This window comes from Rhodococcus sp. NPDC019647 (assembly GCF_044389235.1).
Taxonomy (GTDB): domain Bacteria; phylum Actinomycetota; class Actinomycetes; order Mycobacteriales; family Mycobacteriaceae; genus Rhodococcus_F; species Rhodococcus_F oxybenzonivorans.
The window spans coordinates 28540-49610 of the sequence record NZ_JBIRXS010000042.1 but is presented as its reverse complement, the minus strand read 5'-3'; the positions used below and the strand labels follow the sequence as shown (position 1 = coordinate 49610).

The window sequence follows — 21071 nt, the reverse complement described above, 5'->3', positions numbered from 1 at the left end:
GTCTCTCGAAGAGTCACGCGATGGCCGCCTTCTTTGGCTACGACACGCCGGTCAGGTTCGAATCCGATTCATACACCACTCTGCTGGACGCAACCGAGAACTGAAAGGACGAGTTCGGAACTTGAGCTTACTGACGAAGGTACTTGCCTACTGAGGACCGGACGGCCCCCTAGTTCTCGCGTTCGTATGTCTACCGAAACGGCGCCGAGGGGCGCAGAGCTCGGCAACGGACATCGACACCCCCCCGGCCCCGCCATACTGACCAGCAGCTGCGGTCGATCAGTTCGTGTGGCGCGGAAGGGTGTGCGGTTGATCAGTCGGGCTGTGTGCGGAGTCAGCCCACGGCGGGCGGCTCAACTTGCCTGCGGAGAATTTTGCCGGTCGGTCCTTTTGGAAGGCTGGGTACAAACCAAATCTGCCGGGGGTACTTGTACGCGGCGAGCCTGGCGCGAACGAACTCGATTATCTCAGACGGCTCGGCGTGCGCTCCGCGCTTGAGTGATACGGCAGCTCCGATTTGCTCCCCGAGATGCGTGTGTTTGATACCTACAACAGCTGCCTCGGCAACAGCTGGATGCTCGTACAAAACCTCTTCCACTTCGCGTGGGTACACGTTGTAACCACCTCGAATAATGATGTCCTTTTTTCGATCAATGATGCTGTAGTAGCCATCGCTATCTCGTGTGGCGATGTCTCCTGTGCGGAACCAGCCGTCGCTTATTGCCTCCGCGGTGGCAGCCGGACGAGCCCAGTACCCCTTCATCACGTTCTCACCGCGGATTTGGATTTCTCCGGCCTCGTCACAGCCGACAATTTCGTTGTCGTCGTCGTCGACTAGTCGCAGCGTGCATCCGCGCACGGGAATCCCGATCGTGCCAGCTTTGCGCGGGTATCCGGGCTGGTTGAAGCAAGCAATGGGTGCGGTTTCAGAAAGTCCGTACCCCTCGTATATCTCGCATTCGAATCTTCGTTCGAACGCTTTCAGAACCTCGACGGGCATCGGCGCTCCCCCTACGATGCAGCAGCGGAGATGGGATAGCTCGGCGGAGTCGGCGTCGGGAGAGTTGAGCATCGCGGAGTACATGGTGGGGACCCCTTCGAGGACTGTAACCTCATCTCGAACCAGAACACGCAGGGCTGATTCCGCATCGAACTTGGGGATCAGAGTCAGGAGGGCTCCTGACTTCACCGCGGCATTCAAGCCACAGGTCAGGCCGAACACGTGGAACAGTGGCAGGCACCCCAAGATGACGTCATTGGGCCCGGTCTGTATCAGAGTCTCGGCACTCGTCGAAGCATTGGTCGACATATTCTCGTGAGTGAGTTCCGCTCCCTTAGGACTTCCCGTCGTCCCAGAGGTATAGAGAAGAACTGCGGTGTCGTCACGGCTACGCTCCACAGGTTCATCGATCGGGTTCCCGGTCAGATCAGCGTCACTCGGACCACGGTCGTCGACCAAGAGCGCGGGAATCTCCTTTGCTAGTGCGGCTTTCGCAACCAGATTCCCGCGAGATCGCGAGCCATAGATGAGAGCCATCCCAGAGTCTTCCAAGTAATAAGTGATCTCCCGGTCCTTGAGCATGGGGTTGATCGGAACTGCGACGGCGCCCGCCATCAGAATCCCGTAGAAGATGATCGGAAACGCAGGGACGTTCGGCAGTACGATGCCGACCCGATCGCCGGATCGAATACCTCGCGAATGCAGGTCGCCCGCCACTGCCGCAGCGGCACGGTGGAACTCGGAGTAATTCAAGGTGGCTTCATCAAGCCGGATCGCGGGTCGACCGCCTAGTTGCCGAGCAGTCTCGACGAGATTGTTTGCGAGATTTGATGACATCGAACGACTTCTCCTGGATTGGCGTGGCGTCAGGAGGCTACGGATGCGCCGGCGTTTCGGGACGTGAGGGACCGTCGCGCAAGTGAGCGAACCGACCTGAATTACGAGTTACGAAATACCCCGCGAGCGGGTTTCGCCGGCGTGCCGATGAACATGGACCGTTGCGGTTCACGTACACTATAAACGATGTGTCGAGTATGATCAACGTGCAGTCGAGACGCTTAGCCAGATGTTCGCCTACGTAATGGGGAGGAGGGTCGACTTGGCGCTGTGCCGTCGATGGGTGACGCTCGCGCGGGCAACGAGCCCTGCACGCAAGGCTCATGGGCTGACGTGGGTCGAATCGCGTAATGGGTGCCGCGTCACCAATCTCGCACCAGTCGTCGACTTGCTACATGAACATTAAGTCGGATCGGCATGCCAACTTGGTCAAGACGGGCCTGGGAATTCGCCCCGATTGTTTTACCGAACTGCCGTGCAATCCGAGAGGCCGTCTCGGGCGATGCTGCGGTGCATATCGTGTACGGACGTCGTGCCCCCGGCTACATTTGCAGGTTGAACTAGCCTACTCTGTAGCCATGGCGACTTCGTTCTCAAACGGTCTCAACGCATCCGAACCTCGGACTGGTAGGCGAAATCTCAAGGGTGACATGCGCGAGCAAGCAATCCTCGAGGGTGCTTATGAGATTCTGCGCACCGAGCCGTTACGAAACGTTTCGATCGACGACCTTGCCAAGAGGGCGGGGTTGTCGCGTTCATCCTTCTATTTCTATTTCGAATCTAAATGGCAGGTTCTCTCGGCGCTTCTCTCGAGTGTGACTGCCGACGTGTTCACTGCATCATCGATGATCTTCGAGCGACCTCCTGGAATTTCTCCGGAGGCTGCCATTGAGCATGCAGTGTCGGAGGTCATGGTCGTGTGGGAGCGGCATGGACACGTACTCCGCGAGGTCGGTGATGCAGCGGCAGCCGAACCCACTTTGCAGGCCCAGTGGGACAAAATACTGGGTCGCTTTATCGATGCCGCGGCCGCTGCGATCGAGCGCGACAGAGCCACGGGTGTGGCTATTGATGGACCACCGGCTCGTTCACTGGCGGCAGCGTTAATGTGGATGGGCGAACGAAACTTGGGACTAATGAGCATGCGAAGCGAGAATGCAATTCGCACCGAAGACATGGTCGAGACGGTCACCACAGTGTGGCTCAGAACGGTATTTGGTTTGGAATGGAGAGGTCGTTCGAAGAGCGATTAGTTCAGGTCGTTCAGTGCAATCGCAGCGAACTGGCTAAAAAAACCGGTTCGCTGCGATCGATTCGTTCTCTTCAGCTTTGTCTCGCATCGAAAATGCGGGCCTTCAGGAAGTGTATTCTCTTCCAGTCGAAGGTACGTCGAGTTGTTACTGTGGTTGATCGGCGGCCATCTTTGCCATATTCAGTCCTGGCATAAGCATATGGCCACCGTCAACGTGCATCTCGAGTCCGGTTGTCCAACGAGACTCGTCGGACGCGAGCCAAAGCACCGCTTCGCTCATGGCGCGTGGTGGGAGCAACCCGACATCGCGAAGGGTAGACCAGTACTTCGCGCCTTCGAGGTCTTCTTTCACACCCTGACCGGGGCCTTTACCTGCACAGAGATCATATCCGCCCTGCCAGTCGAGGGCTGGAGTATCAGTCGGCCCTGGGAGCAAGATATTGACTCGGATTCCGTACTGACCAAACTCGAGCGCAGCGCTTTTCGCCAGCCCTATAACGCCGTGCTTCGACGCGACATAGTGGGCGTAATGGGGTGATCCCTCCACGCCGTTGCCGGAAGAGGTAACGATGATTGAACCGCCGCCCCGTTCCTTGATCGCCGGCGACACCGCCTTCAAGGTGCGCCACACTCCGGTGATATTGACGTCCAGAACAGCTGTGAACTCGTCTTCAGGGATATCGTGGAACGGGTGTACGGTCCAGATTCCGGCGTTGGCGACCGCAACGTCCAGACCACCGAATGCCTTTACGCCCTCAGCAACCAGTTTGTCGAGCGACGACTGCTTCCGGACATCTCCCTCGTGTGCAATGATTCGTCGGCCCAGTGCTTCTACCTCTTTGACTGTGATCTGGAGGTCGTCAGCTGATCCGGTCGGATACGGGAGCCCGGTGTCCGGCGGACAGTCGATAGCGAGGATATTGGCGCCCTCCTCGGCGAGCCGGATTGCGTGCGCCCGTCCCATTCCACGTGCCGCACCTGTTACCAGGGCGACCTTTCCGTCCATGCGTCCCATTGGTCTCTCCTCTTGTGAGTGTGAATCGGATTGGTTGTGCTTCCCGGTCGATCGGCGTACCGGTGGCCGCTTGTGTACATTGAATTGTCAACTCGCGGTGTAGTTCTGGTCCCGGTCCCTAACCCCACATTCACAAATGGTGGAAGGCATTCGGGAGGTGGCGTTCGCAGTGCTATGGAGTGCTATCGGTCGGGGTTATGAGCTGTAGCAGTACGTCGATTCCAGGTGGCTCTGTCCATACATGCTCTGAGTCGGCGATGATGAAAGGAGCTCCGATCGGGTCCGGTCGTCCGGGCCCGCGGATCGTGCATCCAGCGAGATCGAGCTCTCTCGCGTTTCCGTCGAACCGCAACGCAATGTGGTCGAGCTTCGCCGAGGCTCGGCCCAGCGCGAGATCGAGAACCTTTGGATCGTCCATGGTGTACAGCTCGATATTGGCCGACGCTATGGCGAGAAACGTCGCGCGGATGGCGAGAGAGGGTGCCTCGAAAGTATGCGCGATGCTGACGTTGAATCTGCTCTGCCACCGTGTGGTGGCCAACTCGAGGTCGCGGACAAATATCCCCACATGATCCAGCCGCGGAGTGCCTCCTTCCCGAGCATCGTCGGAAGGCGAGGATGGGGAGCGATCGATCATCGTCATTGATGCCTCGCGGCGACGAAATGAGGAGACACGCCCATTCGGGGTTCAGTCCAACGTTGGGTGACCACCTTGGACTTGGTGTAGAAGCGATATGCATCGTAGTTGAGCCCGTCATCGCCAAATCGCGAGTCGCCCCAACCTCCGAATCCGAACCAAGAGATCGGAACTGGAATGGGAACGTTGATTCCGACGCTTCCGGCCTGGACACTGTGAGCGAACCGGCGACCGGCCACTCCACTTGCGGTGAAGATGGTCGCACCATTGCCATATGGGCTGGCGTTCACAATGCGAAGTGCTTCGTCGAGATCATCGACGCGGACCACACTCAGAATCGGCCCGAACACCTCTTCCTGATAGAGGTCGCTGTCGACGCTTACGTTGTCGACCAAGCTCGGCCCGATGAAATAGCCGGCTTCGGACGCTATGTTGACCCGGCCATCTACAACGACGTTTGCGCCTTGGCCAGGTGCCGCCTCCAACGCACCTCTGACTCGTTCGATGGCGACCTCTGAGATGAGCGGCCCCATGTCGGTGCCTTCGACATTCCCCGGTCCGGTACGGAAGGCTGTGGCCCGCTCAGCGGTCTTGGCAACTAGCTCGTCCGCGACTTCCCCCACCGCTACCGCGATGGGCACGGCCATGCATCGCTGACCGGCGGCGCCGTATGCAGCCGACGCCAGAGCATCTGCCGCTGCGTCCAGGTCGGCGTCAGGCATGACGACCATATGGTTGTTCGCACCACCCAATGCCTGAACCTTCTTGCCGGCAGCGGCGGAACGGCTGTAGATCTCACGCGCAACCGGGGTGGAACCCACAAAGGAAATGGCAGCGACGTCCGGGTGTTCGATCAACGCGTTCACCGCGTCAACGCCACCGTGCACGACGTTGAAGACACCGTCGGGTAGCTCGGCTTCGGCGAGCAGTTGCGCCAGCCGCACCGAGGCGGATGGCACCCTCTCGCTTGGTTTGAGCACGAACGAGTTACCGCAGGCGATCGCGGCCGCGAACATTGACACCGGCACCATGATGGGGAAGTTGAATGGGGTGATACCAGCACACACTCCGAGCGGCTGACGGAACGAGTATGTGTCGACTCCTCTGGAGACCTGTTCTGCGTACTCACCTTTGAGGTGCTGCACTACCGATATCGCAACTTCGACAGCTTCGACAGAACGGGCGACCTCCCCTCGCGCGTCTGCGAGGGTTTTCCCCTGCTCCGAGGTGATGATCGATGCAAGCTCTTCACCGTGTTCGAGCATCAGGGCGCGGAAGCGGTGGAGAGTGGTCGCCCGGACGGGGGCCGGGGTCGAAGCCCAGGCCCCCGCAGCGCTCCGGGCACTGGTCACAGCCGCGTCGACGACAGCAGCGCCTCCCAGCTCAACAAGCCTCAATACGTGACCCGTGGCTGGATCGACAACCTCCGACCTCCGCCCGTTCGTCGAGCCGGAGGGGGCGCCAGCGATCCAGTGCGGCACCGTTGCAAGATGGACATCGTTTGTAGTCACAGAAACTCCATAGTCACGAAGAGGCGAGTTGATTGTTTGTGGCCGCTTAAGCTTTGGCGTCCCGGGGGTGCGGCAACTCTGGGAACATCTCCAAGCCATAGTTCGTCTTGAGATTCTCAACCTCTGCGGCTAGCTGCTCCGGAGTGCGCAATTCGCGATCGCGCGCTTCGTAGAAGTACTTGTCGATGCCGCCGCCAGGTTCGAATCCGCTGCTCTCGGGACCCGGAACGAAGATCACGAGGATCCTCGCCTCTTCTCCGACTACCTCGTAGGTATGCCGCTGATCCTTGCGCCCCCAAACGAATTGACCCGCGCCGGCATTGTAGGACCCGGCTTCGGTGTGGATCTTGATTTCACCGTCCATCACGAAGAAGCCTTCCTCTTCGCGGTGATGGATGTGCCAGACCGGCTCGGTTCCGCGGACCCAGTTGGTCTCGATAATGATCAGCTGCCCATTGGTGGTTTCACCGGTCGCATGAATCCAGAAATCTACACCGGTCATGAAGTCGCCGGTCATGTTGAAATGCACATCGCTGCGGTGGGAGACGTAGCTCTCGCCGTCTCGGTTCGTCGTCGGTTGAATCTGGTCGACATCGGACTTCGTGACCATGAGGGTCCCTTTCGTTGCTTGCCGTGGTGATGAGTGACGTCACGGCTCTGGACGTTTTTGAGATTAGACTCACAGTTGAGAATAGTCAACACTATGTCGGTTAATGGAGAACCGGCAGCTCAGAGCGGCGATAGCGGGGGCGGGTCAGTGCTTGGCAGACCGCCGGCGCGCATTACTCGACACTATGTTGACGAACGCCAACGTTAAGTGCAGAGTTGATACCCCGGCGTATGCCCCGACTAGTCGAGGGTCGTACGCATCTGACAGCAGCTGTGGAGGAGACGACTGGTGAGTTCGCTACGAGAGCGCGTAGGTGCCGCGACGAACATCTATGCAGGACATTCATGAGTAATCTGCACCCTCAGGTACTCGAGTTGCTGGCGTCCCTGTCAACGAATCCGCCGGCGCAGCCGTGGGAAGTATCCATCGCCGCGTACAGGGCGGTCGGCGAAAAGTTGATCGGCTTGGCGGGTGATCGCAATCCACATTGTGCAGTGAGGGACTTGGATATTCCCCTTCGCGGGAGGGTAGTGAAGGCCCGGAGTTACTCTCCGAAAGGCGCGACCACAGCAGTGCCGGGTGTCGTGTACTTCCACGGTGGCGGTTTCGTCAGGGGCAGCCTGGAGTCTCATGACCGACTGTGTCGCGAGCTGAGCGTCCAGGGCGCTCTCCGCGTGATCTCGGTGGCGTATCGCCTTGCGCCCGAAAACACTTATCCGAGCGCTCACGCAGATGCGATCGAGTCCTTTTGCTGGGTAGCCGATCGTTCTGATGAGCTGAGAATTGACGGCGAGGCGCTGGCGGTTGTTGGAGACTCCTCTGGGGGGATGCTCGCTGCGGCGACCGCAGCGACTCTCGCTGCACGTACAGACGGTGCGTTGGTCAAGGCGCAGGGACTTCTGTGCCCAGTGCTAGATCTGACTCTGAGTAGCGACTCTGTAAACCGATACGGGTCGGCGCCTCTTCTTTCGCGTGCCGCACTCGAATGGTGTATCGATCAGTACGTGCCCGACGTGCGGCTTCGGGAGTCGCCGGAAGTCTCGCCGTTGTTCAGTACGAATCTGAACAACGCCCCGCCTGCGCTCATCGTCAACGCAGAGATTGATCCAGTGTCAGATGATGCCAGTCGATATGCGTCTAGATTGCAGGCTTCGGGCGTTGCAGTCGTCCAGCGCGAGTATGCGGGCATGCCTCACAGCTTCTTTCTACTAGCCGGCGTGGTGGATGAGGGAAAGCGAGCTATTACTGGCTTCGCGGAAGGGTTGTCCAGGTTGCTGCGGGCGTAGAGGAACCTCTCGGGGAGAATCCGGTTGTAGCGCTCGACCTTGCCGTTGTGTCGCGGGTGTAGGGCCGGATGAACTGGTGACGGGTGCGGGAGATGCCCATTTCGGAGGCGCCGAGGATGATTGGGTGCGTGCGGCAGCTTTCGACGAGTCGGCGCGTCGGCCTTCTTCGGACAACGGGGCACTGCTGTGGGTCACTGACGGGACTCGCGTCTGTAGTGCGTAAGTTGCTGACGCGCACAACCGTCCCGCCTCAGATCGGCACAAGCAGTGATTCGGTGTCAGCTCTGACGCAGAGGTGGCTGGGCTGCCGTCTCGCGATCGAACGCCCGGTACCGCCGAGCGACTATGCGCCCCTTCAGATCGACCAGTCGAGGGCTGTTCGGCGGTTGAGGCAGGCGTCATCCATCAGCTCGAGAAGGTGTCCCTGAGCGACCTGGGTGCGAATCCCGCTGGCGATGTCTGTGATCTGAACGCTGTTCTGCGCGACCTAGGTTGGCCTAGGGCCGCGATCAGGTCGTCTCTCGCCTTGCGGGCGCTTCGAACGCGCGCTCCCAATGATCCGTCGTGGTCGACTCGGCTGCGAAGTCCACGGTGGCTAGCCTTGTCGGCGAGAGTGCGCGCTGCTCCGTCCTGCTCGGGGCAGACGGGCAGGACTGTGATGTGGATGGGAGAGAGCCAGAACGGCAGGCGGCCTGCATAACGTTCGAGTAGTGCTGCAGTGACGCGCTGAATTTGCTCAGATGGTCGGAACGCTCGTGCAGCGCCCGCTTCCCGAGCACCAGCGAGAACACGCCGAGACAGCCATCGGCGGACGCGAGTTCCTTGGCCAGCTTCTGCAACTCCTCGCGGATAACGGCCCTCGGGGGAGCCACAACGAAAGACCTGAACCGGCAAGCGGGTCGGTAGCGAATATGTCCGCGGCTCGGATTCGCTAACGGGCTGCGTGGCTTGCTTGGCGGTCTATGCCACGCCTTCCAACTTCGCGCGAAAGCGGCGGGCCGCACCTCACACTTACATGTGATGTGGGGCCCGCCGGCTGCAGTTCCGTTCCTCCTACTGGAGGGCTACGCGGAAGACCTGAAACTCGATGACGGGTCCGGGTGTAACTCGCCCTTGTCCCACGAAGATCGTCTGGTTGACCCAGCCGTACCTAGCGTCCCCGCACTCGAGGCGCGGAGTAGTGACAAAGTAGTGGTCGCCAAAGTTCGTGCTCGAGTCCCCGCCGGTCAAGGCGGCTGCAGCAGCTTCGGTCACCTCGACCAGGCCCTGGTAGCTCATGTAGATGACGGCACCGTCGTCGGTATGGAACTGAGCGCGCACATCCAGCCGCCCGAATCCGTCATCTCCAGCCAGGAGCCAGTCACCGCCGCCGATGGCTGCTGTACCGCTCAGTCGATCACCCTTTACAGTGCCGCCGGTAACGGGGAGGACCTGCCGAACGCCGTACGGCCCAGGACCGACGACCTGCGGCGCAGCGAGTTCTGCGGTGTACGAAAATTCCGGGATGAGCTTCACTTGCTTACCTCCAGGCCTGCGGCTGCCATCACCTGGGACATACCCTCGGCAATAACTTCGACGCCGAAGGCTTGTTCGACGATATTTGGATTGAAGTACTCGCGAATCAAGACCACCTTGCCGCCTCTGATTCGCATGTGTGTGCAATAGGTGTTCGCATACACGTTTCCGTTCTGCGTTACGGTCGCCTGTCCGTGTAGTTCGAGCACAAACAGCTCGGGATCTGTCGTGTCGTGCACAACCAACGAGTCGATCTTCAGGTCGGGCACGGACTTGAAGAACCAGTCGATGAAGTGGCCGATGAGTTCGCGGCCGGGGACCGACTTCGCGAGCGGCTCAGGGGCGAACGGCATCTCCCACACAGCATCTTCCGCGAACCAGTCTTTCCAAGCCTCCAGCTCTTTCCCGGTCGGCGGCCCGCTATCGAGGTCGCCCCAAAAACTATCCACTACCTTGCGATTCTCCGCTTGTGTACTCACAGTCGCCTCCTTGGTGGGCTCTGGCGACGACTGATGTGCCAGCCGCCGTAGCCTCAAAGAATGCCCGTCCTGTCGGTGATAGTCAACAGTGTGTCGACACTGTTCGGCGACAGGCGCGCCGAGCCTCCACGGCACTGTGGACAGTGTGTTGACTATGATCAACTGTGAGTCTAATCTCAGGGTGGTCGGCCCAATGAGCGACTGGACAGAGTGCCCGTGAAGCGGCATTCCGGCGGGCTCGAGAGGCATTCCGCATTGGCATTTATGCGCCCCTTAAGGAGATGTGATGAGTACTTTGACCAACCGGCTCTACCGATTGCGGAGTCGTCCGGAGGGGGAAGTAACCGCCGATAATCTTGAATGGTTGGAAGAGCCGGTTGCCGAGATCCTTGATGGGCAGGCGCTTATTCGAACACACTACTTGTCGGTCGACCCCACGAATCGTGTGTGGATGAGTGCGATGCGTTCCTATATCCCCCCGGTCGAATTGAACGCCGTCATGCGAGGGGCCGGTGTGGGCCAAGTCGTCGCCAGCCGACGTGACGATCTCCCTGTCGGATCCTTTGTTGTGGGATTGACGGGCTGGCAGGACTATTGCGTAGCTGATACAGCGACTGAAGACATGTCATTCACAGTCCTACCCGATCCGTTGCCGGCCCCCCTCCCCGCGTTCGTCGGAGTCATGGGCCACACCGGAATATCGGCGTATCTCGGCGTTGAGTTCGGCGATCCACGACCGGGAGAGACTTTCTTCGTATCCGCCGCGGCCGGAGCAGTCGGCTCTATTGCAGGTCAGCTCGCCAAGCGGCGGGGGGCCCGAGTGGTCGGTATCGCAGGTGGCGCCGAGAAATGTCGATACCTGGTAGAAGAGTTGGGGTTTGACGCCTGTATTGACCGCCATGCTGGTGACTGGCAGAAGCAACTCGACGACGCCACACCTGAAGGTATCGACGTGGACTTCGAGAATGTTGGCGGCGAGATCATGGACCACGTTTTCGGCCGACTGAACATTGGGGCACGAATTACGCTCTGCGGGCTGGTTTCCGAGTACAACGACTATAACGGAGATAACGCCCAACGCGGCCTACGTAATGTCAGTCAGCTGCTTATGCAACGGGCAACTTTGCGAGGGTTCATCGTTTTCGATCACGTGGATCGGTACGCAGAGATCATTGGACAGCTGTCGCTGGCTCTCAGTGCCGGCACGCTGCGCTCCGCAGAGACCGTGGTCGACGGTCTGGAGCATGCGAGACATACTCTCAACCGCAGTCTCGCCGGCGAGAACAAGGGGAAGGTCGTGGTCAAGGTGATCACCGACTAACCGAGCGACGGTAGATGGCTGGGCCTGGCGATGCCCTGCTCGGCTAGGTGTTCGCATGGGACGTCAGGCTCAGCACACGGAGGGGTTAAGCCGAGACACGGTCGCTTTGTGACGGGCAGGCGGCGGAGTCCGCACCTACGCGGCCGTGGCTTCGGAGCTCGGCATCAGCGGCGAGACGCTGCGGACCTGGAAAACGGTGGCCAAGCCACGGTCGCCCTCATTCTCGGCGCGACGCCGACCGAGATCGACACCACGGAGAAACAGAATGGATACCTACGACCATGCGTTGTTGGGCTTCGCCCTCCGGTGGAGCGGCTATGGTGGCGGTGACGACTACATCTTCACCGAATTCGGAATACCCCCCAGAATTTTCTACCAACGCGTGCTGTGGATGGTGGAAAAGCGGCTCGCCCCCGGCCTCGACCTGACCATGAGGCAGCAGCTTCGGGAACACTGCCTCGCGAAGTTGACTCCGGTTCAAAAACCGCAATGACATCGTAAAAGCCGACGCAGCAACATTGTTGGAGAACTGGCCGCCTGGCGGCCGCACCGAACACCTCACTGAATTTCCTGAACGTGTGCAGTCGACGCACTGCGACGCACCGCGCAGCAGAATACCGAGGTTGCGGGCCTTCGCACCGCAACGCTCCGGCGCCTCCGCGAGCGGGACCACCGGAACGGCCTGAGCCTCCGCGTCGCGGTCGTCGGCTGCGTCCTCAGCGGTCCAGGATGCCGTTGACGAAATCCTGCGCGTCGGCCTGCGAAGCCCCGATGGTGGCCCGGTGATCCGCACCGTCGTACGTCACGTACTCGAGGTCGTTCCCCCTGTCCCGCAACGTCTTCACCATCAGGTCTGTCGACGGCTTGGCAACCACCCTGTCACCGGAGCTTTGCGTGACCAGCGTCGGCACCTGAACGTCCACCTGCGAGGGTTCCTGACGCGTCAGGTACTCGGTGAGCGGCCCCAGATCGGCGTCCGGACGGAAAACTTGCCCGGCGGGTACCGGTGGCACCTTGCGAATGTCGTCGAGGCAACCGGTTCGCGCGGCGGCGAGCAGGGGCTGGGCCTGCTCGGTCAGCAATGCCGAGGGGTCGATAGATGGGTCCGCAGCCTGCGCCCCGAGAAGAATCAGCGGTAAGAACGCCTCCGCCGCTTCGATTCCGGGCACACCGGACCGGAAGTACTGCGGTGTCTGGTCGAGGCCGCTGCCCGGCGCAATCGCCACCGCACCCTTCAGCTCGAGTTCCGGTGCCCGCTCCCCGGCCTGGGCGGCAGTGAACAGTGCCGCCTGCCCACCCTGACTGTGCCCGACCACGAACCACTGCGAGCCGACCGCCGGATCCAACTCACGCGCGGCCCGCACGATGTCGACGACGGCGTTGACCTCGGTGTCACCGTTGACATATGGATGAATACCCGGCGTACCCAGCCCGTGGTAGTCCGTGCGGACCACGGCGAAACCCTGCTCGACCCAGTCGTCGAGGGAGGCGTCGACCTCAGTCAGATAGGCGTGGGTGGGGCCGCCCGGGAAGTCCGCCGACGGCGCGCAGGCGTCGGCCACACCGGTGGTGCCGTGTGCCCAGCTGATCACCGGGTACCCGCCCTCGGGTGCCGGTGTGCGCGGCAATGCGACGGTGCCCGACACCACCACGGGATCACCGTTCACGTCCTGCGAGGTGTAGGTGATCAGCTCGTTGCGGGCGGCACTCGGCAAGGCCGGAGCATCGGTCACCGCACTGGACGTGAGCAGTTGGCCCGCCCGGAGCGGCTCCGGGTCCGTCGTCGTCTCGGACGGTTCGGTCGAGCACGCAGCGCCGGTGAGCACGACGAGAGCCGCCACCGCCCCGAACCCGGTACGCGCCGTGTTCATGAGAACGCTGCCAGTGGCTCGGACCCGGACCAGTCATGGCCCCAGTAACTGTCGGCGGTTATTTCCTCTGCGGTGTAATACTTTTCGTCGACGAGCATGCCCTCGGTACCGAACTCGAGGTCCCAGCCGCCGGGAGCCCGCACGTAGAACGAGACCATCCGATCATTGGTGTGGCGACCTAGTGTCGAGGAGATCGAGAATCCGAGCTTGCCGAGCCGGTCGAGTGCCTGGCCGACGGCGTCGAGGGTGTCGACCTCCGTCATCAGATGCACCATCCCGGGTTCGCCGCCGTGCGGCGCCGGGCACAGCGCGAGACTGTGGTGGCGCTGATTGACTCCCATGAACCGGACCCGGCGGGCGGGACCTTGGGCATCGGGCGGCCCGAGGCGGATGGCACCGCGCGGCAGGAAACCGAGCACCTCGGTGTAGAACGTGTAGGCCTCCTCGAACGCCGGGGTCGGGAGCACTACATGTCCCAGACCCTGTGCGCCGGTGACGAACCGGCCACCGTGGGGGGTGACCACCGGACTGTGGTCGAGAACCGGCCCGAAGAACACTTCCACCCGCGTCCCGGACGGGTCGTCGAATGCGATGACCTGCTCGGCGTCGCGGTACCGTGCCTCGTCCTCGGACAGAACGTCGACGGCGACACCCGACTTCTCGACCTGCTCACGCACCCGTTGCAGGGCGAACTGGTCGCGCACCTCCCACCCCACGGCCAAGGCCTTGTCCTTCTCGCCGGGCAGCACGATCAGTCGGGCCCGCCGCTCGTCGAGCCGCAGGTACAGGCCGTCCGGCTCGGGGCCGGAACCCACCGCCATGCCCAGCCCGTCGACCACCAGTTCGCGCCAGCGCGGCACGTCCGTCGTCTGGATCCGGAGGTAGCCGAGTCCTCGAATGTCTGTCATGGAGAATCCCTTTCCTGGGGGGCGGCTCCGCCACCCGTGCGCCTTTCTGGTTGTTCCAGCTACCAAAAAGGCGCACGGGCGCGGAGCGCCTAGATCATGGAGCGGTGCACACCCTGCGGTTCGCCGCCGAGCTGGGTGAGTGCGGAAGAGTGGTAGATGGACCCCGGCACGTGGATGGCGTGGGAGAGTCCGGCGTGGGCGTCGCGCCAGAATCGCTGCATCGGCGTGCTGAGTTGCAGCGCGCCGCCGCCGGAGCGGGCGAAGATTTCGTCGACTGCTCGGACCGCACGCCAGGCGGCCGCTGTCTGGGTGCGTCTGCCGATGGCACGCAGTTCGAACGTGACGTCCTGCCCCTTTTCCGTCATGTCCCAGAACCGGTCGACCGTCTCGAGGATGGCTGCGCGCGACGCTGCGATTTCCGCGGCCGCCTCGCCGATCGCGAACAATACGTATGGATCTTCCTTGATGGCGGTGCCGGATACGGTGACCCGTTCGCGTTGCGCGTTGAGGTGGCACGCCAGCGCGCCTTCGGCGATGCCGATCAGCGAGGAGGTGATCCCGAGCGGGAAGATGCACGAGAACGGGAAGTTGTAGAGCGTCTGGGTACGTCCGAACTCCTTCGGCGCGGACCCGTCGAACACCTTGTCCGCCTGCAACGTCCGGTGCTGCGGAATGAACGCGTCCTTCACGATCAGGTCCTTCGACCCGGTGCCGCGCAGGCCTACGACGTTCCAGCTGTCCTGGTCGATGTCGTAGTCCGAGCGGGGCAGGAGCACGTGCAGGATTTTCGGCGGCATCACCCGATTGCCCTCGGCATCACCGACTGCGGCGCCGATCATGATCCAGCCGCAGTGGTCGGTGCCCGAAGAGAACGACCAGCGTCCGTTGAGGACGTAGCCACCCTCGGTCGGCACGGCGACACCCATCGGCGCGTACGGGGACGCCATCCACATGTCGGGGTCTGCGCCCCACACCTCGTCCTGGGCCTTGCGGTCGAAGAACGCCAGTTCCCACGGGTGGACGCCGACGATGCCGCTGACCCACCCGGCTGCACCGTCGATGGCACCGATCCCCATCGCGGTCTCCGCGAATTCGCGCGGATGGGCTTCGTGGCCGCCGTACTCCTTGGGCTGCAGCATCCGCATCACCCCGGAGTCGCGCAACCGCTTGGCGGAGGTGTCCGACAGGCGCATCAGCTTGTCGCCCTCGGCGCCTTCCGCGCGGATTTCGTCCGCGAACTGTTCGATCCTGTCAAGAACCTGACCCATGATGATCTCGGCTTTCTGGTTTCGGCACCCGTCAGGCGCCTAGGCGGACTTCTTCTCGGCAACAGCGGTGCTCGCGGCCTGCCGGTCCGCGAGACCGAGCGCGATTTCGATCAGCTGGTCCTCCTGCCCGCCGACCAGTTTGCGGCGGCCGGCCTCGATGAGGATTTCCGCAGCGGACACCCCGTACCGGCGGGCGTGCGCATCGGCGTGCTTGAGGAAGCTCGAGTAGACGCCCGCGTATCCCATCGTGAGGGACAGCCGGTCGAGAAGGCAATCGTCGTCCATGATCGGCCGCACCACGTCCTCGGCGGCGTCGATGATCTTCAGAGTGTCGATGCCGGTGCGGATTCCGAGCTTCTCGGTGACGGCAGCGAAGGCCTCGACCGGAGTGTTACCCGCGCCCGCGCCGAAGCGCCGGGTGGACCCGTCGATCTGCAGCGCGCCGGCCTCGACGGCGAGCACGGAGTTGGCGACGCCGAGGCCGAGGTTCTCGTGTCCGTGGAAGCCGACCTGTGCGTCGTCCCCCAGTTCGGACACCAGCGCGGCGACCCGGTCGCTGACACCGTTCATGATGAGCGCACCCGCCGAATCCACCACGTAGACGCATTGGCAGCCGGCGTCGGCCATGATCCGGGCCTGCTTCGCGAGCGCTTCGGGCGGCTGGCTGTGCGACATCATCAGGAAACCGACGGTTTCGAGCCCGAGGTCGCGGGCGAGCCCGAAGTGCTGGACGGAGATGTCGGCCTCCGTGCAGTGGGTCGCGATCCGGCAGATGCGCGCACCGTTGTCGGCGGCCTCCCGGATGTCGGACTGGACACCCAGGCCGGGGAGCATGAGGAAGGCGATCTGCGCCTGCTTCGCCGTCTCCACGGCGGCCTTGATCAGCTCCTGCTCCGGGGTGTGGCTGAAGCCGTAGTTGAACGAGGAACCGCCGAGCCCGTCACCGTGGGTGACCTCGATGACGGGAACGCCGGCGGCATCGAGTGCCCCGACGATGGAGCGGACGTGGTCGACGGTGAACTGGTGCCGCTTGGCATGGGAACCGTCGCGCAGGGACGAGTCCGTCACCCGGATGTCGAGATCGGCGCTGTAAGGCATCGGTATTCCTTCGAAGAGTGAGTGGTAACGGACGCGTTCAGACGCTCGCGCCGAGGATCTGCGTCGCGAAGCTCTCGCCCACCTTGGTGGCGGCGGCGGTCATGATGTCGAGGTTGCCCGAGTACGGCGGCAGGAAGTCGCCGGCGCCCTCCACCTCGAGGAAGATGCCGACCCGGGCGAGCCCACCACTGATCGGTGTCGGGTCGTCGAACTGTGGTTCGGCGCGCAGGCGGTAACCGGGCACGTAGGACTGCACGGACGACACGACATCGTGGATCGACGCGCTGATCGCATCCCGGTCGGCGTCGGCGGGAATAGCGCAGAACACGGTGTCCTTCATGAACATCGGTGGCTCGGCCGGATTCAGGATGATGATGGCCTTGCCCTTCTTCGCCCCGCCGATCGTCTCGATGCCCCGACTCGTGGTGATCGTGAATTCGTCGATGTTGGCGCGGGTACCGGGTCCGGCGGACGGGGACGCCACGCTGGCGACGATCTCGGCGTAGGCCACCTCGGTAATCCGGGAGACGGCGTACACCATCGGGATGGTGGCCTGCCCGCCGCAGGTGATGAGGTTGACGTTGGGCGCAGTCCGGTGCTCGCCCATGTTGACGGCCGGCACGACCGCGGGACCGAGCGCGGCGGGCGTGAGATCGACCGCCTGGATGCCCAGTTCCTGGTAGCGCGGGGCGTTCACCCGGTGCACGTAGGCGGACGTGGCCTCGAAAACGATGTCGGGGCGCTCGTCCTGGGCGAGCAGCCAGTCGACACCGTCGGCGCTGGCGACCACGCCCCGATCGGCCGCACGCTTCAGTCCCTCACTGTCCGGATCGACACCGATCATCCAACGCGGTTCGATGATGTCCGAACGCAGGAGCTTGTACAGGAGGTCGGTGCCGATGTTGCCGGATCCGACGATCGCGGCGAGAGCCTTGGTCACAATTTTCGCCCTTACTTGAATTCTACTGATACGGAGCCGATGTCACTGAAGTCGGCGCGGAATACGTCACCGGGACGGGCATCGATCGCCCGGGTGCACGAGCCGGGCAGGATCACGTGACCGGCCTCGAGCCGCACTCCGAAACTGGCGACCTTCCGTGCCAGCCAGGCCACGGCCTTCGTCGGGTTGCCGAGCACCGCCGACGCCTCGCCGCGGGCAATCTCCTCGTCCCCCTGGAAGAGCACGGCCGAGATGGCGCCGATGTCCACCCTCGACGGTTCCACCCGTCCGGCGCCGAGGATCACTCCCGCCGACGACGCGTTGTCGGCGATGGTGTCGGCCAGCCCGATCTTCCAGTCCGTGATACGCGAATCGATGAGTTCGATACTGGGAACGATGTATTCGGTGGCCGCGAGAACGTCCGCCTCGGTGCACCACTCCCCGGGCAGCGTCTCGCCCAGCACGTAGCCGATCTCCACCTCGATGCGCGGATAACAGAACCGGGCGGTGTCGATCGGGGTTCCCTCGGCGTACACCATGCTCGACAACAGGTGTCCGTAGTCGGGCTCGTCGACACCCATCATCTTCTGCATGACCTCGGAGGACAGCCCGACCTTGTGGCCGTACACCGTCTCCCCAGCCTCGAGCCGCGCGCGGATGTTGATCAGCGCGATCTCGTAGGCGTCGACCACGTCGATGTCCGGGTAGGTCGCGGTGAGCGGTTCGATGGGTGCCCGGTCCCGTTCGGCATCACTCAGGGACCGGGCCGCATCCAGCCTCTGCCGCTCGCTCAGCATCAGGCCACCTCGCCCGCGTGTGAGCGAGTCTCTCGCCGCAGGTCACCGGCCTGGGCGGCGTGTTGCGCGGCGATGTAGCCGAACACCATGGCGGGACCGATGGTCGCGCCCGCACCGGCGTATTCGTTGCCCATCACCGAGGCCGAGGTGTTGCCGGTGGCGTACAAGCCGTCAATGATCGAACCGTCCTCGCGGAGTACCCGCGCGTCGGCGTCGGTGACGAGTCCGCCCTTGGTGCCCAGGTCGCCGGCCTCGCAGCGGATGGCGTAGAAGGGGCCCTGGGTGATCTCGTCGAGGCACGGGTTCTTCATCGTCGGGTCGCCGTAATACCGGTCGTACGCGCTGTCGCCGCGGCCGAAATCCTCGTCCCGACCGGTGCGGGCGAAGCCGTTGAACCGGTCGACCGTCGCCACCAGAGTGTCGGCCTTCACGCCGATCTGATCCGCGAGGTCGCGCAGGGTGTCGGCTTTGTGCACGACACCGGAGTCGTAAAAGCCCTGGGGGAACGGCACGCCCGGCAGAACCTGCGCGAACGGGTAGCGCGACTTCGCCTTGGAGTCCATCACGAACCAGGCGGGTACATGGCCACCGTCGAGCTGATCGTGTACGAAGTTCACGTACGGCGACGACTCGTTGGTGAAGCGTTCGCCGCGGCCGTTCACGATCACGGACGGCGGAATGCACCGCTCGGACACCAGCGGGATCACGGCGCCCATCGGATGCATCACCGACGGCATCCACCACGCATCGTCCATGAGATCGACTGCCGCGCCGAGGTTCTGGCCCGCGAGGATTCCGTCGCCGGTGTTCTCCTTGGCTCCGGCGCTGATGTTCGCGACACCGTGCTTGGGCAGGTATTCGGCACGCATGTCTTCGTTGTGTTCGAAGCCGCCGGTTGCGAGGAGTACCCCGCGTTTTGCACCGATCCGGACGGTATTGCCGTCGCGCTCCGCAACCACTCCCACGACAACACCGCTGTCGTCGACGATCAGTTCCGTCATCGACGTCTGCAGCCACAGCGGAACGCCGGCATCCTTGAGGACCATGCGCATCCTGGCCACCAGTGCGCGTCCGCCGGTCGCCATGTGACGACGACGAATCACGTTGGACGCCACCCGCCAGGCCGCCACCAGCGACGCCTTGCGTCCCTTCCAGGTGCGCTTCACCATGGCGAGGTCGTGGTAGTCCTTGGACGTCACCCACAGTCCGAGCGGGCCCTTCATGCTGTTCGGCCGCTGGTACCGCTCGTCGTCCTGCAATGCCCTCGTGTCGAAGGGCTTGCATTCGATGGTCCGCCCGAGGGGTCGGCCGCCGTCGTACTCGGGGTGGTAGTCGGAGTAGCCCTTCACCCAGTAGAGCTTCATGTGCGGGCTGCGGTCGAGCAGTTCCATCAGCTCGGGGCCCTTGTCGACGAACGCGTCGAGTCGGTCTGCCGACACCCGGCCCTCGGTGATGATGTCGAGGTAGCGGCGAATCGACTCGCGGGAGTCGACGACGCCTTTCTCGCGCAGGGTCGGGGCGTTCGGGATCCAGATTCCGCCACCGGAGATCGCGGTCGACCCACCGAACGTCGTGCCCTTGTCGATCACGAGGGTGTCGAGCCCGCGGTGCGCGGCGGTGATCGCGGCGGCCATTCCGCCGCCCCCGCTGCCGACCACGAGGAAATCGACGGTGGTATCGAAGGTCTGCGAGCCGGCGCTCATCGGTCGCCACTTTCCTTGCGGAGCAGGAAGGCGAGGACGGCACTCTCGAACGCCGTCTTCTGCTCGATCATCGCCCAGTGCCCGCAGTTCGGGAAGACGTGGAGTTCCGCCTTCGGGATCAGCCGCATCGGGATGATCGACATGTCCACGGGGCTCACCCGGTCGTCGCGACCCCACGTGAGGAGTGTGGGGGCTTTCACCTTGTGCAGCTGCGCCCAGTAGGGCGTGGCGTCGGACTCGAGGGCCGCCCGGGTGTTCGCCTCGAACGCTGCCCGGCTGTACATCTTGCGGGCGCTGGCGAGGGTGTCGGGTTCGGTGGCCTGTCTCCAGCGTTCCTCGATGAGTTCCTCGGTGACCATTGCGGGGTCGAACACCATCGAATGCAGCCACTCGATCAGCCGCTCCCGTGTGGGGTCGTCGGTGAACTCCATGAGGAGTTTGATGCCCTCACCGGGGCCTGGGCTGAAGAGATTCTTGCCGATCCCGCCGATGGTGATCAGTTTGGTGACCCGGTCGGGGTGCGCGATGGCGAATTGAGTGGCGACAATGCCGCCCATCGAGTTCCCGAGGAGTGCGACCTCATCGATCCCGAGCCCGTCGAGGAATCGGAGGACCGCGTCGGTGGCCGTGAGCATCGGATGCCCACCGAAGTCGTCGCTGACCCCGAAGCCGGGGAACTCCAGAATGAAAGTCCGGAAGTGCTCCGCGAAGACGTCGAGGTTGCCGCGGAAGTTGCGCCACCCCGTCACGCCGGGGCCGGAACCGTGCAGCAGCAGGAGCGGCGGGCCGTCACCGGCCTCGTGGTAGCGAAGCACGCCGAGGTCGGTGTTCAGCTCCTTCAGGGTGCCCTCGTAACTCGAGTCAGTCGTCATGGTCGATCACGTTGCCAGCGGGTGCACTGCTCGGACAGAAGCGATCCCGGTCAGCGAGACGTCGACCGTCCCGGCGACGCCTCGCTCCGGGGCTTCCACTGATCGAGACGGCAGTTCGTGACCTGCCGACCGCGTCCCTAGCCTCGAAAGC

19 protein-coding genes are annotated in these 21071 nt (G+C 62.9%); 4 read left to right on the top strand and 15 right to left on the bottom strand.

What is annotated here, in order from left to right; genetic code table 11:
* Nucleotides 1–334 precede the first annotated feature (334 nt).
* On the bottom strand, nucleotides 335–1837 hold the full coding sequence (locus tag ACH49N_RS36335) for a long-chain fatty acid--CoA ligase (protein ID WP_358277757.1): 1503 nt from the start codon (nucleotides 1835–1837) through the stop codon (nucleotides 335–337).
* Between the two features lie 578 nt (nucleotides 1838–2415).
* Here ACH49N_RS36335 and ACH49N_RS36330 point away from each other — a divergent pair.
* The gene (locus ACH49N_RS36330) at nucleotides 2416–3090 is read left to right on the top strand and encodes a TetR/AcrR family transcriptional regulator (protein ID WP_109325610.1); all 675 of its coding nucleotides are present in this window, start codon (nucleotides 2416–2418) and stop codon (nucleotides 3088–3090) included.
* 144 nt (nucleotides 3091–3234) lie between these two features.
* Here the strand turns inward: ACH49N_RS36330 and ACH49N_RS36325 are convergent, their stop codons facing one another.
* From ACH49N_RS36325 to ACH49N_RS36310, 4 genes are all read right to left on the bottom strand, one after another.
* Nucleotides 3235–4104 carry a mycofactocin-coupled SDR family oxidoreductase gene (locus ACH49N_RS36325; RefSeq protein ID WP_213575152.1) on the bottom strand — a complete coding sequence of 290 codons (870 nt, stop codon included), beginning with the start codon at nucleotides 4102–4104 and terminating at the stop codon, nucleotides 3235–3237.
* Between the two features lie 172 nt (nucleotides 4105–4276).
* Complete coding sequence (locus ACH49N_RS36320; protein ID WP_358277754.1) at nucleotides 4277–4747, bottom strand: hypothetical protein; 471 nt, start codon at nucleotides 4745–4747, stop codon at nucleotides 4277–4279.
* On the bottom strand, nucleotides 4744–6252 hold the full coding sequence (locus ACH49N_RS36315; protein ID WP_358277752.1) for a CoA-acylating methylmalonate-semialdehyde dehydrogenase: 1509 nt from the start codon (nucleotides 6250–6252) through the stop codon (nucleotides 4744–4746). The genes ACH49N_RS36320 and ACH49N_RS36315 overlap by 4 nt, the downstream gene beginning before the upstream one ends.
* 46 nt (nucleotides 6253–6298) lie before the next feature.
* On the bottom strand, nucleotides 6299–6769 hold the full coding sequence (locus ACH49N_RS36310; protein WP_230990037.1) for a cupin domain-containing protein: 471 nt from the start codon (nucleotides 6767–6769) through the stop codon (nucleotides 6299–6301).
* A 437-nt stretch (nucleotides 6770–7206) separates the two neighbouring features.
* On the opposite strand from ACH49N_RS36310, the gene ACH49N_RS36305 reads away from it, so the two are divergent.
* Nucleotides 7207–8148 carry an alpha/beta hydrolase gene (locus ACH49N_RS36305; RefSeq protein WP_358277750.1) on the top strand — a complete coding sequence of 314 codons (942 nt, stop codon included), beginning with the start codon at nucleotides 7207–7209 and terminating at the stop codon, nucleotides 8146–8148.
* Nucleotides 8149–9201: 1053 nt separating this feature from the next.
* Here the strand turns inward: ACH49N_RS36305 and ACH49N_RS36300 are convergent.
* Together ACH49N_RS36300 and ACH49N_RS36295 are read right to left on the bottom strand one after the other, a co-directional pair.
* Complete coding sequence (locus tag ACH49N_RS36300; RefSeq protein ID WP_358277748.1) at nucleotides 9202–9663, bottom strand: DUF3237 domain-containing protein; 462 nt, start codon at nucleotides 9661–9663, stop codon at nucleotides 9202–9204.
* The gene (locus ACH49N_RS36295; RefSeq protein ID WP_358277747.1) at nucleotides 9660–10142 is read right to left on the bottom strand and encodes a nuclear transport factor 2 family protein; all 483 of its coding nucleotides are present in this window, start codon (nucleotides 10140–10142) and stop codon (nucleotides 9660–9662) included. Before ACH49N_RS36295 ends, ACH49N_RS36300 begins: the two co-directional genes overlap by 4 nt.
* A 286-nt stretch (nucleotides 10143–10428) precedes the next feature.
* Between ACH49N_RS36295 and ACH49N_RS36290 the strand changes: the two genes are divergently transcribed.
* Together ACH49N_RS36290 and ACH49N_RS36285 are read left to right on the top strand one after the other, a co-directional pair.
* Nucleotides 10429–11463 carry an NADP-dependent oxidoreductase gene (locus ACH49N_RS36290; RefSeq protein WP_358277745.1) on the top strand — a complete coding sequence of 345 codons (1035 nt, stop codon included), beginning with the start codon at nucleotides 10429–10431 and terminating at the stop codon, nucleotides 11461–11463.
* Nucleotides 11464–11728: 265 nt separating this feature from the next.
* Nucleotides 11729–11956, top strand: coding sequence for a hypothetical protein (locus ACH49N_RS36285; RefSeq protein WP_358277761.1), 228 nt, complete (start codon nucleotides 11729–11731; stop codon nucleotides 11954–11956).
* Nucleotides 11957–12179: 223 nt separating this feature from the next.
* Here ACH49N_RS36285 and ACH49N_RS36280 read toward each other — a convergent pair whose 3' ends face one another.
* The 8 genes from ACH49N_RS36280 to ACH49N_RS36245 all read right to left on the bottom strand — a co-directional run bounded on the left by ACH49N_RS36280 (nucleotide 12180) and on the right by ACH49N_RS36245 (nucleotide 20920).
* The gene (locus ACH49N_RS36280) at nucleotides 12180–13334 is read right to left on the bottom strand and encodes an alpha/beta fold hydrolase (RefSeq protein WP_358277743.1); all 1155 of its coding nucleotides are present in this window, start codon (nucleotides 13332–13334) and stop codon (nucleotides 12180–12182) included.
* On the bottom strand, nucleotides 13331–14242 hold the full coding sequence (bphC, locus tag ACH49N_RS36275) for a biphenyl-2,3-diol 1,2-dioxygenase (protein WP_358277742.1): 912 nt from the start codon (nucleotides 14240–14242) through the stop codon (nucleotides 13331–13333). The genes ACH49N_RS36280 and bphC overlap by 4 nt, the downstream gene beginning before the upstream one ends.
* 89 nt (nucleotides 14243–14331) lie before the next feature.
* Nucleotides 14332–15510, bottom strand: coding sequence for an acyl-CoA dehydrogenase family protein (locus tag ACH49N_RS36270; protein ID WP_358277740.1), 1179 nt, complete (start codon nucleotides 15508–15510; stop codon nucleotides 14332–14334).
* A 39-nt stretch (nucleotides 15511–15549) separates the two neighbouring features.
* Nucleotides 15550–16608 (bottom strand): 4-hydroxy-2-oxovalerate aldolase, encoded by a 1059-nt coding sequence (dmpG, locus tag ACH49N_RS36265; protein ID WP_358277738.1) that lies wholly within the window; start codon nucleotides 16606–16608, stop codon nucleotides 15550–15552.
* A 37-nt stretch (nucleotides 16609–16645) separates the two neighbouring features.
* Nucleotides 16646–17551, bottom strand: coding sequence for an acetaldehyde dehydrogenase (acetylating) (locus tag ACH49N_RS36260; protein ID WP_358277759.1), 906 nt, complete (start codon nucleotides 17549–17551; stop codon nucleotides 16646–16648).
* Nucleotides 17552–17559: 8 nt separating this feature from the next.
* On the bottom strand, nucleotides 17560–18345 hold the full coding sequence (locus ACH49N_RS36255) for a 2-keto-4-pentenoate hydratase (RefSeq protein ID WP_358277736.1): 786 nt from the start codon (nucleotides 18343–18345) through the stop codon (nucleotides 17560–17562).
* Nucleotides 18345–20048, bottom strand: a complete 1704-nt coding sequence (locus ACH49N_RS36250) for an FAD-binding protein (RefSeq protein WP_358277734.1) — start codon at nucleotides 20046–20048, stop codon at nucleotides 18345–18347. Before ACH49N_RS36250 ends, ACH49N_RS36255 begins: the two co-directional genes overlap by 1 nt.
* The gene (locus tag ACH49N_RS36245) at nucleotides 20045–20920 is read right to left on the bottom strand and encodes an alpha/beta fold hydrolase (protein WP_358277732.1); all 876 of its coding nucleotides are present in this window, start codon (nucleotides 20918–20920) and stop codon (nucleotides 20045–20047) included. The genes ACH49N_RS36250 and ACH49N_RS36245 overlap by 4 nt, the downstream gene beginning before the upstream one ends.
* Between the last annotated feature and the right edge of the window lie 151 nt (nucleotides 20921–21071).

Bases quoted from the DNA above. Each gene is read 5' to 3' on its own strand.
- ACH49N_RS36335 (WP_358277757.1), bottom strand. From the start codon at position 1,837: ATGTCATCAAATCTCGCAAACAATCTCGTCGAGACTGCTCGGCAACTA.
- ACH49N_RS36330 (WP_109325610.1), top strand. From the start codon at position 2,416: ATGGCGACTTCGTTCTCAAACGGTCTCAACGCATCCGAACCTCGGACT.
- ACH49N_RS36325 (WP_213575152.1), bottom strand. From the start codon at position 4,104: ATGGGACGCATGGACGGAAAGGTCGCCCTGGTAACAGGTGCGGCACGT.
- ACH49N_RS36320 (WP_358277754.1), bottom strand. From the start codon at position 4,747: ATGACGATGATCGATCGCTCCCCATCCTCGCCTTCCGACGATGCTCGG.
- ACH49N_RS36310 (WP_230990037.1), bottom strand. From the start codon at position 6,769: ATGACCGGCGACTTCATGACCGGTGTAGATTTCTGGATTCATGCGACC.
- ACH49N_RS36305 (WP_358277750.1), top strand. From the start codon at position 7,207: ATGAGTAATCTGCACCCTCAGGTACTCGAGTTGCTGGCGTCCCTGTCA.
- ACH49N_RS36290 (WP_358277745.1), top strand. From the start codon at position 10,429: ATGAGTACTTTGACCAACCGGCTCTACCGATTGCGGAGTCGTCCGGAG.
- ACH49N_RS36285 (WP_358277761.1), top strand. From the start codon at position 11,729: ATGGATACCTACGACCATGCGTTGTTGGGCTTCGCCCTCCGGTGGAGC.
- ACH49N_RS36280 (WP_358277743.1), bottom strand. From the start codon at position 13,334: ATGAACACGGCGCGTACCGGGTTCGGGGCGGTGGCGGCTCTCGTCGTG.
- bphC (WP_358277742.1), bottom strand. From the start codon at position 14,242: ATGACAGACATTCGAGGACTCGGCTACCTCCGGATCCAGACGACGGAC.
- ACH49N_RS36270 (WP_358277740.1), bottom strand. From the start codon at position 15,510: ATGGGTCAGGTTCTTGACAGGATCGAACAGTTCGCGGACGAAATCCGC.
- dmpG (WP_358277738.1), bottom strand. From the start codon at position 16,608: ATGCCTTACAGCGCCGATCTCGACATCCGGGTGACGGACTCGTCCCTG.
- ACH49N_RS36255 (WP_358277736.1), bottom strand. From the start codon at position 18,345: ATGCTGAGCGAGCGGCAGAGGCTGGATGCGGCCCGGTCCCTGAGTGAT.
- ACH49N_RS36250 (WP_358277734.1), bottom strand. From the start codon at position 20,048: ATGAGCGCCGGCTCGCAGACCTTCGATACCACCGTCGATTTCCTCGTG.
- ACH49N_RS36245 (WP_358277732.1), bottom strand. From the start codon at position 20,920: ATGACGACTGACTCGAGTTACGAGGGCACCCTGAAGGAGCTGAACACC.